Source organism: Leptolyngbya sp. FACHB-8 (genome assembly GCF_014695575.1).
Classification (GTDB): domain Bacteria; phylum Cyanobacteriota; class Cyanobacteriia; order Elainellales; family Elainellaceae; genus Vacuolonema.
Window position 1 is genome coordinate 18484 of record NZ_JACJOO010000037.1, and the last position, 15848, is coordinate 34331.

Below are 15848 nucleotides of genomic sequence, written 5' to 3' on the forward strand. Positions count from 1 at the left end.
TTCTGACATTCTGCTTATAGATTGGTGACTTGACTAGAACAAACATTTTGAAATAGCCAAAAAACGATATCTTGCTATTCCATTCCGATGACGAAATCTCGTTTTTTGGCTGATTTTAAGTGTGGATATAGCAATACGCATTTAGAATCAGGACGATTATTGTTGGAGAGCCGTGCGCTGTACGGCTCTCCAACAATAATGTGTCTTAACTCGATCGCCTAAGTATAAATTTCATCTTCTCTATTTCATTAGTTCGGACAGTTTTTCTGAAACCCTTGATTTTGCGTGCGCGAAGCGCACGCAAAATCAAGGGTTTCAGAAAAACTGTCCAGAGTATTGCTACTTCTGAGTAAAGGCCCAAACCCCATCCCAATTTTTTGGGATGCCGCGTTCCTGTAGCAGGGCAACCCGTTCCAGATAGAGGATGGCGGTGCGATCGTGCGGATTTACAAAGAGCACTTTCTCTAGCCATTCGCGCGCGGCGGTGGGGTGGCCCAGACGGTAGTATTCCAGGGCGTTTTCGAAGTCGGAGAGAGTTTTTTCTTTGAGCTGACGGATGGGCTCGGGTTCAGCGTCGAAGACTTCATAGATGGCGATCGCCTCCGTTCGGCCCATCACAATGGCGCGATCGAGAAAGCGGGTTCGGTAGTTTTCGGGGTGCTTCAATGCCTTCAGCACATTCTCCGAGATGATCAGGGAAACACCATAAAACTTGGTTAACCCCTCCAACCGAGAGGTGAGATTGACAATATCAGAGAGGGTATCGGCCTGCATCCGGTTGTGTTCGCCCACAATGCCCACCATCACGTGGCCCATATGAATGCCCATGCCGATCGCGATGGGTCTGCTCCCATTGGCTTCAAGTTCCTGGTTAAATGCCTCTAAATAGCGGAGTTTGGTAATGCCTGCACTAACCGCATCATCGGCGGCATCGGGAAACACAGCCATCATTCCGTCGCCCAGGAATTTGACGATCACCCCATTGTGATCACGGATCGCAGGCGATACCCGCTGCAGATAAGCGTTGATGAAGTTGAAGGTAGCCTGCGGGCTCATCTTTTCAGAGAAGGTGGTGAATGACCGAATATCCGAAAACATGATGGCCATTTCTTTGCTGACGTGATCGCCTAATTCCACATCCGTCACCGCATCTTTGGCGAGGAATCGGAGGTATTCGGATGGGAAGAAGCGAGAGAAGGAGTTCCGCTGAACTTCGAGCGTGTTGAAAGAGGTTTTGAGTTGCTGGGTCATCAGGTTGATGGACTCAGCCAGTTGGCCCAATTCGTCGGTGCGATCCAGATCTACCTTGCGCTCCCAGTTGCCGGTAGCAATGTCTTTGACGGCAGCATTCAGCCGCAGAATGGGAGAGGTTACCCAACGGGTGAGGGCAACGCCGGTGAGGAGGGCGATCGCCAATGTCACCAGACACAAGGCAAACGTAGTGCGGGTGTTGACATCAATCTCTGCCATAAAATCTGACTCGGGCACCACCACTACGATGAGCCAATCCAACCCAAACCCATCTTTAAAGGGCAGTACTTCTAAATATTGTTTTTTGCCGTTGAGCTTGAATTCGAGTTGTTGAGCCTGACCAATGGAGTCGAACCCATTAAACTGCTCGAGTAGATAGCGGGCCGAATTCTTAACCAGAGGATTGCTACTGTCGACAGCTTTCAAAAACTTGGCGTCTTCTTTTTCCCCAATCATCAGGGGTTCGCTAGTTGAACTGGAGATCAGATGTCCCTGCCGATCCAGCACAAAGGCTTCACCAGATTTGCCAATTTCCAGGTTGCTGAGGAAGAGGCGAAACTCCTCGGGTAGAACCACATCAGTGCCACAGACCCCGAGAAGTTCGCGACCTGTGCGATCGTACACGGGAAGACTGGCGGTGACGTTGGGCAGCCCTGTCGTAAAAGCGATGTAAACATCCGTCCAGATGGCCCGTTCTGTGGAAAGGGCAGCAGTGAACCAGGGGCGCGTGCGAGCATCGTAGGGCTTTTGAGCTTTGTAGAGCCAATGCATTCGACTACCCCGAGCATTCAAGCTGTAATAGTCACGAATGAATTGATTGGAGCGATTGCCATAAGAGAGTTGTAACTCGCCTGTTTTGGGATCGCGGAGTACGCCAAAAAACTCCCCATTTTGGGCGCTGCCACAGTACACAAAGGCGATCGTGGGATATATCTTCATCTGTTGGAACATGGCGTTTTCGCCTTTGGTTGCTCCAACAACATCCAGCTCTCGATAGGTGTAAGCACTGGCATTGAGGCGGTTAATGGCATGGGGGGCACTAAAGTAGCCCTCTAGCTCCCGTTTGATCCGAGCGGATAGCTCACTACGCAATTGAGAGGCGAGATTTTGAACTGCTTTTTGGCCATTGTGGAAGGAAAGATAGCCAACCAACCCTACGGAACCGATGAGCTGTAACAAAACTGGAACCGTGAAGATGATGCGTAGGGGCTGATCTTTGGTGGATTGACGCAACAGTCTCTTAACAGGCGGAGTTGTCATGGGGGGCACTCACGTCCTAAACAAAACGCAATTTATAACAACTTGAGGCTGTGAAATTTGAATGAGAATAAACAGCCTACTAACACAGAGGGCTTAACATTAATTCTTTCTAATGAGAGAAATAAATGCCCGGATATTTATTAAGGACTGTATGCTGAAATCGCCAAATGACATCAAGTATTGAGACTTCAAGGGAGATTGCGAGACACTGTAAGTGGACTCGTTGGTTATTGTAAGGGTTCAGAAGTTGATAGAGAAATTCCCGAGATGTTGTAGATGTAATCCCATTGCTTTTATCTTTATTGTCGAGCCATTTTCCTCAAAAATCATGACGTTAATATAGTCTTCTTGTTAACGCAGGGTTGTTGATAACACTTTTATGATCTGCCGGTATAAAATTATTATAGCGATGTGCAAGTGCGTTAAGTACAACAACGGTGGTGTGGGGCACTTCGTGCCCCACACCACCGTACTTAATCAACGTGCACAGCGCTATATATGGCTATCCTTGTCTGGATAAGATTGGGTCATGTTTCAAACGTGTGGATGGGGTGACTAAGACTTGCACGCCAAAAGGGCGTTTTCAAGTGCCACACAGTGCGCGGCACTTGAAAACGCCCTTAAACTGAACTCCGCTTACCTACGGGGCGGAGTTTGGATGACTTGTTCAAAGTTGAGGAAGAGGATGGGTGAAGCAGGTGATATTGGAAATAGGACAGGTGGGATCGGTCAAAGGATTATAGGAGAGATCAAGCCAGGTAAGGCGAGAGAGCGATCGCAACCGCCGCGCATTCCTAATCTGATTACGGGCCAAATCCAAACGCTGCAATTCGGAGAGTTGAGCCAGAGGGCGAACGCGCACAATTCTGTTAACGGCTAAGTTCAAGTCCATCAGCTGAGGCAATTTAGCTAATGGCTCAATATCAATAATCTGATTATCGTAAAGGTCGAGGTGAGTCAATTGAGTCAAGCCTGACAATGGTTCCAGGTCGATGATTTCGTTGCTTGATAGATTGAGGTGAGTGAGCTGGCTCAGGTTTGCCAGAGGACGAATGTCATCAAGCAGGTTGTTATCAATGGATAACCCTTTTAGATAGGTGAGATTTGCCAGGGGAGACACATCTGTAATCTGGTTGCTGCCAAGGGTGAGAGACTCCAGGTAGGGTAGGGAAGCGAGAGGACTGATATCGTGTAGATCATTGCCGCCAAGCTTGAGCACTTTCAGTTGAGGCAGAGAAGCAATGGGCTTAATGTCTTGAAGTTTGTTTTCGTGGATATAGAGATCGGTCAGATTCTGAAGGGGTTGTAGTGGGGCCAGATTTATGACCTCGTTAAAAGCCACATTCAACGTGGTTAAGTTGACCAGACCCGACAGTGGGGATAGGTCGTCGATTTGATTGCTGAATAGGTGAAGGCTTTCTAATTGGGTCAACGTCGCCAGGGGAGCAATGTCGGTTAGCTGATTTTGCGATAAGTCCAGATGCCGCAGATGGGGGAGCTGGGTCAGGGGAGACAAATCGGTAATCTGGTTGTCGGCCACATTTAGGCTTTCTACCTGGGTGAGTACCGCTAGTGGTTCAATGCTGCGCAGTTGTAGAGAGGGCAGGTTCAGGGTGGTTTCGGTGCCCAAGGTTTCGGCGGCGATCGCACAATCCCCTGACTCAAACCGCCCTAACATTCGCTCGATGGTGTACTGAGCATCGGAAGAGAGGCGATCGCGCCCCTCACACAACTCACGGAATGCTGTAACGGGGTCCTCAGAGGATTCCTGGGCGATCGCCGGGGTAACGGTTAGAAGTGTCAGAGCGATCGTTGACCCGATAAACCATCGATTCATGTCAGGGTATCCTCAAAACGGTTGGGGGTAGGGAGGGTGGGTGGACTAGAACTGGCAGGTTCCATTGGACAAGGGACAGGTGCGATTGCGAATGAGGTTGCCCGTAACCTCCAACGATTGCAGTTGGGTGAGCGATCGCTATTCTTATTTAGGTAAAGAAGGATACTAAAGCCTGCTTTGACTTTCCGGTGAAACCTGTTGAATTGTATTAAGATCTCTAATTTTTACTCTTGCAAAATAATAACCTTGCATAAGGACTCTCTATGAGAAGAGTTACAAAAAATTCTGAATTCAGTGGATCAGTGGCAAGTAAGTGTCATTTACTTAGCAATAAGGTGTCAGCATAATCACGGATAAATCAGCGATGTCCCATCTCAAATCTCTAAAAGTTCGCACACACACCCATCACCATTCTCGTTAAAACGTAGGACTTGAAAAGCCCTTTTGAAAGCCGTGCTACGCAGTTTTGAACGAAAAAGTGGTAGTTGGCGATTCCGAAGGGATCGCTAACTTTCAAGGCTATGAAGACAAAGAGAATGGGGAGCGTAACGCGCAGTAACCCTTTATATGAGGCTGTTAAAGAAGAGATATTAAGTTGGGATGAACTCTTAAAGGTCCTAACTCAGAAAATTCTCAGATGTCGGTATTTTTAAAGTCACCCATCTTGATGCCCACAAGCTTGGTGTCAAAAATTACTGCATTCATTCTCCTACTGCTATGTCAAGCACAACTCATCAAGTGCCCAGTATGACGGTCAATACGGGTGTTCCCGTAGCCCAAAATACATGGGTAACCGTTACCAGCGCGATGCTGCAAATTAGTGACACCGACACGCCTGCGGATCAGCTGATTTATACCATTACCCATTTGCCTGTGAATGGTCTACTGCAACTGAATGGGCAACAGCTTAGCGTTAATAGCAGTTTTACCCAGGATGACATTAATCAAGGTCGGCTGATCTATTTTCGAGGAAGCAGCGCTGAGAGCGATAGCCTTGGTTTTGCCTTTACCGATGGCGCTCAGGAGATGATGTACCTGGGCCAAACATTAGAAGGCTCTAGCACCTCCTTTTCAGCGACTGGACGATACGTAACTTTTGCATCCAGCGATAGTAGTTTGGTGAGTGGCGACACGAACCAGTCTGAAGACATTTTTGTTTATGACCGCTACACGAAAACTTACAGCCGCGTTTCACTGGGCTTAAATGGATCGCAAAGCAATAGTAATTCCGGTAGCCCTTCTATTTCAGCGGATGGACGATATGTAGCTTTCTGGTCGTTATCTAGCAACTTGGTGGAGGGAGATACAAACGGAATCGAGGATGCTTTCCTGTACGATCGCCAAACAGGTGAAACGATCCGTATCTCATTAGATGCCAATGGTAATCAGCTTTCTGACTATACCTTTGGTACCATTATCTCGGCGGATGGGCGCTATATTGCATTCTCTTCTTTTGCGAACAATCTTGCGCCTGGGGAGGATATTAACCGGAATTTCGATGTTTTTGTCTATGATCGTTTGACGCAGCAAAATACCCGTATTTCCGTTCCCTTTAATGGAATTGCTGAACCATCAACCTATTCACGTTGGCCGCGCCTCTCGGATGATGGCCGCTATATTTCATACTTTTCGACAGCGACGAACATCGTTCCAAACGATACCAATAATCAAGGAGACATCTTCGTTCTCGATCGCCAAACTGGAGAAACAACCCGAGTTTCTGTTGCCTCTAATGGCACCCAAAATACGGGCCAAGTGAGCCCAGCAGAAATGTCTGGTGATGGACGTTATGTTGTGTTTAGTTCCTCCGATGGAACATTGGTGAGTGGAGATACCAATGGTGCGATCGATATCTTCCTGCACGACCGGGTTATTGGCGAGACCAGCCGGATTTCAATGGGGACACAAGGAGAACAGGCCAACGGTAACTCTCGCCTGCCTTCCATTTCCAAAGATGGGCGTTATATCACCTTTGTCTCTAATGCAACCAATTTGGTGGCAGGTTCCTCCACCTCCTTGGGCAATGTCTACACCTACGATCGCCAAACCGGAAAAACAACGGTTATTGAAGGCAGTTACATTGCTAATCCTGCCGGTTCTCCACTGAACTGGGCTAATCCGGCTCCCTTTCTACAGCCTGAGTTGTTTGATTCCGAAATCTCTGCTGATGGTCGTGCTGTTGTTTTTTATTCCAGTTATGCCAATGTGCTGGGAGACGGCGCGGACAAACCACCCGGAATTTACCTTTACTCCCCGAGATTCTTCAATGGCAGAACGGTGTTGGGAGGAGACTTTACCAACACCGCACCAATTCTACGGCAGGGAATTGTGGATGCATGGGCTGCGGGAGACAACTTTTTCCAGTACACGATTCCGGTCAATACCTTTACGGATTCGGATGCGGGCGACGCTCTGAGCTATCGTGCCTCTCTTGCAGATGGTAGTACGCTTCCCACGTGGTTGCAATTCAACGCTCAAACCCTGACCTTTAGCGGAACTCCGACGAGTGCCGATGCAGGCTTTCTCAATCTGCAAGTAACGGCAACGGATACAGCGGGTGCTACGGCTACTGACTCCTTTGTATTAGAGATTTTGAGCTCTAATGCACCGCCTATCGTGGTAGCCCCCAACAAACGGCAAACGGTCATTGAAGATGAGTTTTTCTCCATGACCATTGCGGATATTTTTAGAGATGATGATGCCAACGATGTTTTGGTTTACAGAGCAGTTCTAGAGAGAGGTGCTCCACTTCCTCAGTCGCTCACTTTCGACCCCACAACAGGCCAAATCAGCGGTACGTTTTCCAATGCCTATGTCGGTTTTCGAAATGTGTTCGTCTCAGCCACCGATCGCTTCGGCAGAACCACTAGCACCTCGCTCCTATTAACGGTTACTAACAGCAACGACGCTCCAACATTGACCCAGGCGATCGCCGATCAGTCGGCCACCCTAGGGCTGCCATTCTTTTTCGCCCTGTCTAACACTACCTTTCAGGATATAGATGCTGGTGATATTCTCACGTACAGCGCCACCCTGGAAGACGGCAGCCCTCTTCCCTCCTGGTTAACGTTTAACCCAATAACGCGAAGTTTCATCGGTACACCCACCAGCGGCGATACTGGCAATCTTCAACTAAAAGTGACAGTGAGCGATCGCGCAGGAGCCTCAATCAGCGATGTCTTTGGCCTGTCAATAACAAGCAATACGCCTCCAACCCTAGACCTTGCCATCGCGGACCAATCCGCGACTGAAGATGCGCCGTTTTCATTCACGATTCCCATTGGCACATTTCAAGATGTCAATATAAACGATGTTTTGACTTACAGTGCAACCCTGGAAAATGGTCAACCCCTGCCCTTATGGCTGAGCTTTGATGCTTCAACGCTGACTTTTAGTGGTACCCCAACAAATACCGATGTGGGCACCATTAATGTGCAAGTACGAGCCACCGATCGGGCAGGAGCCTTTGTCAGCGATGTGTTTGCCTTGGCGATCGCTAACACGAACGATGCCCCTGTTGCCCATAGAGATCAGATTGTTTTTGCACAGAACCGTAATCTGCTCATCTACAAATCCAGGCTTTTGCAGAATGATTACGATATGGATCCGGGCGATCGTATTACCCTTTCATCTGTGGCAAAGCCTCGCAATGGTGCCTTGATGAAGGGCAGCAACGATGCTCATTACATCTATGTACCCTATAGCTCTGGGGCGGATCAATTTGCTTACACCATTCGGGATCAGTACGGTGCGACGGCAACATCTGTCGTGGATCTGGTTGTCAGGGTTTTACCGGCATCCCTTGCTGGAACAGCCCGAGCCGATCGCCTCGTCGGGAATGGTCAAGAAAATGGAATTCAAGGTCTTGGCGGTGATGATGCGTTGTTGGGTGCGGGTAACCCTGATGCTTTGTATGGTGGGTCAGGGAATGACTCATTGGATGGGGGAAGTGGCAACGATATTCTGGTTGGAGGGCAAGGGCAAGATAACCTTGTAGGCGGCACTGGAGCCGATAATTTGGTGGGGGGTGCAGGTCGCGATCGCCTAACAGGTGGTACTGAGCAAGATCTTTTTCACCTGGCCGCTCCCAACACTGGATCGAGCGATCTGATCACCGACTTCCATACTGGAGAAGACCGATTGCTGGTTTCCCGAACAGATTTCCGCTTCAACCATGCCCTGGGCAGCCTTGCTCGTGGATATTTTGCGGTTGGGACCCGAGCAATGCGGAGTGGCGATCGCTTCATCTACAACCCCGGAAATGGAAGACTGTTCTTTGATGCAGATGGAACGGGTCGCATGGCTCAGATTGAGATTGCACAGTTGCTCAACCGACCAACCCTCACGGCATCCAGCTTAGCTGTCATGGCTTGATAGATTCGCCCTCCGATAGCAAACTTAGGAGGTTTCTGCATAAGAATTTACCCAGAATGTTGGTGCTTTGCCCGCTTCGCGGGCAAAGCACCAACATTCTGGGGGTAATTCCATTACTGGAAATCTCCTTAGAACCCTTATTTTGTTGCGACAAAACAACGACGAAATAAGGGTGCTTGGTTTTACTGTGCCAAGGTGTCGTATAGCCTTACACAATTGAGTTAGGGGCGGGCACCGTGTAATTACGGTTAAACGAGCGGCTTCTTAAGCTGGGATGAATTCTTGAAAACTACGGCTTTAGAAATTTTTAGATCTCGGTAATTTAAAGTTACCTATCTTGGTGCCTACCTGGGTTGGTGTTAGAAACTACCGCATTTATTCTCCTACTGCTATGTCCAGCACAACCAACCAAGCGCCTGAGTTAACCGTAAATACAGGTATTTCAGCAGCTCAAAACGAATGGGTCACTGTTACCAGTGCGATGCTGCAAGTCAGCGATGCAGATACCTCTCCAGAACAACTGGTTTACACGATTACCCATTTACCTACCGGTGGTTTACTACAACTGAATGGGCAGTTGCTGAGTGTTGATAGCAGTTTTACCCAGGATGATATCAATCAAGGTCGGCTGACCTATTTTCGCGGTAACAGTGCTGAGAGTGAAAGCTTAGGTTTTGTTTTCACCGACGGCACTCAAGAGATGCTGTACCTGGGCCATGTATCAAATGGTTCCAGCACTTCCTTTTCTGCGACTGGGCGGTATGTGGCCTTTGAAGCCGATGACAGCAGTTTGGTTCGTGGTGATACGAATCAGTCTCAGGATGTCTTTGTTTATGACCTCTATACAAAAACCTACAGCCGAGTTTCGCTGAGTTCTAGTGGAATTGAAGGCGATCGTATGTCTGGCAGCCCTTCTATTTCAGCGGATGGACGTTACGTAGCCTTCTGGTCGTATGCCAGCAATCTGGTAGAAGGTGATACAAACGGGTTAGAGGATGCGTTTCTACACGATCGCCAAACGGGTGAAACCATCCGCATTTCATTAGATGCCAATGGCAACCAGCTGTCTGATGCGACAATCGGCACTATTATCTCAGCCGACGGGCGTTATGTAGCCGTTTCATCTCGCGCGAGTAACCTTGCACCGGGAGAGGATGTCAATCGACATTTTGATGTTTTTGTTTACGATCGCCTCACTCAGCAAAATACCCGTGTTTCTGTTCCCTTTAATGGAATTGCCGATCCATCATTCTTGCACTTTTCACGCTGGCCGCGTATGTCAAATGATGGCCGTTACATTTCATTCTTTTCCACTGCAACGAACATTGTTTCTAATGACACCAATAATCTGCAAGATATCTTTGTTCGTGATCACCAAACTGGAGAAACAACCCGAGTTTCTGTTGCTTCCGATGGAACCCAAAACACAGGTCAAGTAAGCCCGGCAGAGATATCAGGTGATGGGCGCTATGTCGTGTTTAGCTCATCGGATGGAACATTGGTCAGTGGAGATACCAATGGTGCAATTGATATCTTTCTGCACGACCGAGTTACTGGGGAAACGAGCCGAATTTCTATGGGAGGGCAAGGGGAGCAGGCAAACGGTAACTCTCGCCTCCCTTCTATTTCCAAGGATGGGCGTTATGTAAGCTTTGTCTCCAACGCAACCAATTTGGTAGTAGGCTCCTCTACCTCCCTGGGCAACGTCTATATCTACGATCGCCAAACTGGAGAAACAAGGGTCATTGAGGGAAGCTTCATTGAAAACCCGGCTCGTCCCACTCTGGGTTGGTCTAATCCGGCTCCCTTCTTGGATACAGATTTATTTGATTCTGAAGTCTCGATTGATGGACGTGCAGTTGTTTTTTATTCCAGTTATGCCAATGTGCTGAGGGACGGTACGAACAAGCCTTCAGGAGTTTATCTTTACTCCCCACGATTCTTGAATGGCAGAACGGTATTGGGAGGAGAATTCACCAACACCGCACCAACTCTGAGGCAAGAAATTGCCGATACATGGGCTGTGAGAGGTAGTTTTTTCCAATATACGATTCCTGCCAATGCGTTTACGGATCCCGATGGAGGTGATTTTCTCAGCTATCGAGCGTCTCTTGCCGATGGTAGGGCGCTTCCTACATGGCTTCAATTCAACGCTCAAACCCTCACATTTAGTGGAACTTCAGCGAGTGCCGATGTAGGTTTTATTAATCTTCAAATCACGGCAACAGACACGGCAGGTGCGATCGCAACCGACACCTTTGCATTAGAAATTGCGAGCTCTAATGCCCCGCCTGCCGTGGTGACCCCTTTCAAACAGCAAACGGTCATTGAAGACGAGTTTTTCTCCATGACCATTGCGGATATTTTTAGGGATAACGATGCCAACGACTTTCTGGTTTACGAAGCGCGTCTCCAGCCTACTTTTCCGCTTGCCAACTCACTCACGTTCGACCCCAAAACCGGGCAGATCAGCGGTACGCTTTCCAATACTTATGTGGGTTCTCGATATGTGTCTGTGTCAGCAACGGATCGCTTCGGTAGAAGCGCTAGCACCTGGATTATATTAGCAGTCACCAACGTCAACGATGCCCCAACTTTAGTCAATGCGATCGCCGATCAGTCCACTACAACAGAAATCCCCTTTCTGTTCACCGTACCCAGCACTACGTTCCAGGATATCGATCCGGGTGATGCTCTTGTCTATAACGCAACCCTGGAAGATGGGAGTTCTCTTCCTAGCTGGCTTCTGTTCAATTCCACAACACGGAGTTTTACAGGTACACCCGCCAGTGCGCATGTTGGTGTCTTGCAATTAAAGGTGACAGCGAGCGATCGCTCTGGCATTTCCATCAGCGATGTCTTTAACCTGACCATTACGAGCAATACGGCTCCAACCCTGGATAACGCGATTGCCGATCAATCTGCCGCTGAAGATACTCAATTCTCGTTCACAATTCCCAATGGCACGTTTGGAAATACCGATGTAGGAGATGTGCTTACCTACAGTACAACATTAGAAGATGGCAGTCCCCTTCCAACATGGCTCAATTTCAATGCCACAACCCTGACCTTTAGTGGAACTCCAACAGATGCTCATCTAGGCACGATTAACGTGCGAGTAAGGGCAACTGACCGAACGGGAGCTTCTGTTAGTGATGTGTTTGCGGTGGCGATCGCCAATACGAATGATGCTCCAGCGCTGGCTGCTCCTATTGCGGATCAATCAACCCTGAGCAATACGTCGTTCAACTTTAGAATTGCCAGCAACACATTCCAGGACGTTGACCTGGGAGACACCCTCACCTATAGCGCCACTCAAGAAGACGGAACCTCTCTCCCCGACTGGCTTCGCTTTGATGCTTCAACACAGTCTTTTACGGGTACTCCAACCATTACCGATGTTGGCACTATTAACCTGCGGGTAACCGCAACCGATTTAGCTGGAGCGTCTAGCAGCGATGTATTCACGCTGACCATTCTGCCCCACAACGATGCTCCAACATTAGCCAATCCCCTGCTTGATCAAGTGGCGAGAGAAGATCAAACCTTTGTTTTTGAAATTCCCAGAAACGCATTTCAAGATGCCAATACCAATGACCTTCTGACTTATCGTGCAACTCTAGAAGATGGTCAATCCCTTCCTCCATGGCTTAGCTTTGACGCTTCGACGTTGACCTTTAGCGGCACTCCGACGAATGCTCATGTGGGTACGATCAGTGTCAGAGTGACAGCAACGGATCAGGCTGGTGCCTCGATCAGTGATAGCTTCAATTTAGTAGTTGGAAATACGAATGATGCTCCAGCGCTGGCTGCTCCTATTGCGGATCAATCAACCCTGAGCAATACGTCGTTCAACTTTAGAATTGCTAGCAACACATTCCAGGACGTTGACCTGGGAGACACCCTCACCCATAGCGCCACTCAAGAAGACGGAACCCCTCTTCCTGGCTGGCTTCGCTTTGATTCTTCAACACAGTCTTTTACGGGTATCCCAACCATTACTGATGCTGGCACTATCAACCTGCGGGTAACGGCGACCGATTTAGCCGGAGCGTCGAGCAGTGATGTATTTACGTTGACCATCCTGCCCCACAATGATGCTCCAATATTAGCCTATCTTCTACTTGATCAAGTTGCGGGAGAAGATCAAGCCTTTGTTTTTGAAATGCCCAGAGATATATTTTGGGATGGCAATATAAACGATCTCCTGACTTATCATGCAACTTTAGAAAATGGTCAGCCCCTTCCTTCGTGGCTTAGCTTTGATGCTTCGACATTGATCTTTAGCGGCACTCCGACAAATGATCATGTGGGTACGATTAGCATCCAAGTGACAGCGACGGACCAAGCTGGTGCCTCGATCAGTGATAGCTTCAATTTAGTAGTTGGAAATACCAATGATGCTCCAACACTGGCTGCTCCTATTGCAGATCAATCAACCCTGAGCAATGCGTCGTTCAACTTTAGAATTGCCAGCAACACATTTCGAGACTTTGACCCGGGAGACACCCTCACTTATAGCGCTACTCGAGAAGACAGAACCTCTCTCCCCGGCTGGCTTCGCTTTGATGCTTCAACACAGTCTTTTACGGGTACCCCAACCATTACTGATGCTGGCACCATCAATTTGCGGGTAACTGCAACTGATTTAACTGGAGAGTCTAGCAGTGATGTATTTACGTTGACCATCCTGCCCCACAATGATGCTCCAATATTATCCCATCCCCTGCTTGATCAAGCGGCCCGAGAAGATCAAGCTTTTGTTTTTGAAATGCCCAGAGACGCATTTCGAGATGCCAATACCAACGACCTTCTGACTTATCGTGCAACTCTAGAAGATGGTCAATCCCTTCCTTCATGGCTTAGCTTTGATGCTTCGACATTGACCTTTAGCGGCACTCCGACGAATGCTCATGTGGGTACGATCAGTGTCAGAGTGACAGCAACGGATCAGGCTGGTGCCTCGATCAGTGATAGCTTCAATTTAGTAGTTGGGAGTACAAACGATGCTCCAACGTTGACTGCTCCTATTGCGGATCAATCAACCCTGAGCAATACGTCGTTCAACTTTAGAATTGCCAGCAACACATTCCAGGACGTTGACCTGGGAGACACCCTCACCTATAGCGCTACTCGAGAAGACGGAACCTCTCTCCCCGACTGGCTTCGCTTTGATGCTTCAACACAGTCTTTTACGGGTACTCCAACCATCACCGATGCTGGCACTATTAACCTGCGGGTAACCGCAACCGATTTAGCTGGAGCGTCTAGCAGCGATGTATTTACGTTGACCGTCTTGCCCCACAACGATGCTCCAACATTAGCTAATCTCCTACTTGATCAAGTGGCGAGAGAAGATCAAGCTTTTGTTTTTGAAATGCCCACAGACGCATTTCAAGATGCCAATGATCTTCTGACTTATCGTGCAACTCTAGAAGATGGTCAGCCACTTCCTTCGTGGCTGAGCTTTGATGCTGCGACATTAACCTTTAGCGGCACTCCGACAAATGATCATGTGGGTACGATTAGCATCCAAGTGACAGCGACGGATCGGGCTGGTGCCTCGATCAGTGATAGCTTCAATTTAGTAGTTGGAAATACCAATGATGCTCCAACACTGGCTGCTCCTACTGCGGATCAATCAATCCTGAGCAATGCGTCGTTCAACTTTAGAATTGCCAGCAATACATTTCAAGACTTTGACCCGGGAGACACCCTCACTTATAGCGCTACTCGAGAAGACGGAACCTCTCTCCCCGGCTGGCTTCGCTTTGATCCTTCAACACAGTCTTTTACGGGTACCCCAACCATTACTGATGCTGGCACCATCAATTTGCGGGTAACCGCAACTGATTTAACTGGAGCGTCTAGCAGTGATGTATTTACGTTGACCATCCTGCCCCACAATGATGCTCCAACATTAGCTAATCCCCTACTTGATCAAGTTGCGAGAGAAGATCAAGCTTTTGTTTTTGAAATGCCCAGAGACGCATTTCAAGATGCCAATACCAACGACCTTCTGACTTATCGTGCAACTCTAGAAGATGGTCAATCCCTTCCTTCATGGCTTAGCTTTGATGCTTCGACATTGACCTTTAGCGGCACTCCGACGAATGCCCATGTAAGCACAATTAGAGTTCAAGTAACAGCGACGGATCAGGCTGGTGCTTCGATCAGTGACAGTTTCGATTTAGCGGTTGGGAATACAAACGATGCTCCGATCGCCCACCAGGACAACATTAGATTTGAACAGAACCGGAACTTGCCAATCGAAAAATCTGTATTTCTGAGAAATGATCACGATGTTGATCCTGGCGATCGCTTAACCATTACAGATGTGACGAGACCGAGTAAAGGAGCCTTAATGGTAATGGGTGACAATGCTTATTACGTTTATGTGCCCTATAGCACCGGCCTTGATCAGTTTACCTACACGATTACAGACAGCGATGGAGCAAGAGCAACGGCTACTATGAGGCTCACTGTTGCGGCTTTAGCTTCGTCTATTAGCGGTACGGCCCGAGCTGAGCGGCTCAACGGGGACCACGAGGAAAATGCGATTCAAGGCTTAGGTGATAATGACGCTTTATTTGGTTGGAGTGCCAATGATGCTTTATATGGAGGGGCAGGACATGACTCATTAGATGGGGGGAGTGGCAACGATATTTTGATTGGAGGGCAAGGGCAAGATCGGCTTCGGGGCGGCACTGGAGCCGATAACTTAATGGGGGGTGCCGGTCGCGATCGCCTGGCAGGAGGCAGCGATCAGGACTCTTTCCACATAGACGTTCCCTTAGGAGGAGCCAGCGATTTTATTACTGATTTCCACCCCGGAGAAGATCGTTTGCTCATTTCTCGAACAGATTTCCACCTCAATCACCCTCTTGGCAGTCTTGCCCGTGAATACTTTGCGGTGGGTACTCGAGCGCTGCGGGCTAGCGATCGCTTCATCTACAATCCTGGCAATGGAGGACTGTTTTTTGATGCTGATGGGACAGGTAGCGTTGCTCAGGTGGAGATCGTGCGGTTGCTAAATCGACCAACTCTGAACGCATCAAGCATACTTGTCATGGCCTGATAAATTTATTGTCTGACAGCAAAGCCAAACCCTCTACTGAGCGAAGAC

Annotated in this window: 4 protein-coding genes; 2 read left to right on the plus strand and 2 right to left on the minus strand. The window is 48.5% G+C overall.

What is annotated here, in order from left to right:
• Positions 1-339: 339 nt before the first annotated feature.
• Together H6F91_RS07495 and H6F91_RS07500 are read right to left on the minus strand one after the other, a co-directional pair.
• Positions 340-2511 carry an adenylate/guanylate cyclase domain-containing protein gene (locus H6F91_RS07495; RefSeq protein ID WP_190771064.1) on the minus strand — a complete coding sequence of 724 codons (2172 nt, stop codon included), beginning with the start codon at positions 2509-2511 and terminating at the stop codon, positions 340-342.
• A gap of 667 nt (positions 2512-3178) precedes the next feature.
• Entirely contained in the window at positions 3179-4348 is a 1170-nt protein-coding gene (locus H6F91_RS07500) for a leucine-rich repeat domain-containing protein (protein WP_190771065.1), read from the minus strand.
• Between the two features lie 717 nt (positions 4349-5065).
• Here H6F91_RS07500 and H6F91_RS07505 point away from each other — a divergent pair.
• The gene (locus H6F91_RS07505) at positions 5066-8722 is read left to right on the plus strand and encodes a putative Ig domain-containing protein (protein ID WP_190789282.1); all 3657 of its coding nucleotides are present in this window, start codon (positions 5066-5068) and stop codon (positions 8720-8722) included.
• A 391-nt stretch (positions 8723-9113) separates the two neighbouring features.
• Positions 9114-15800, plus strand: a complete 6687-nt coding sequence (locus tag H6F91_RS07510; RefSeq protein ID WP_190789283.1) for a putative Ig domain-containing protein — start codon at positions 9114-9116, stop codon at positions 15798-15800.
• Positions 15801-15848: the final 48 nt, after the last annotated feature.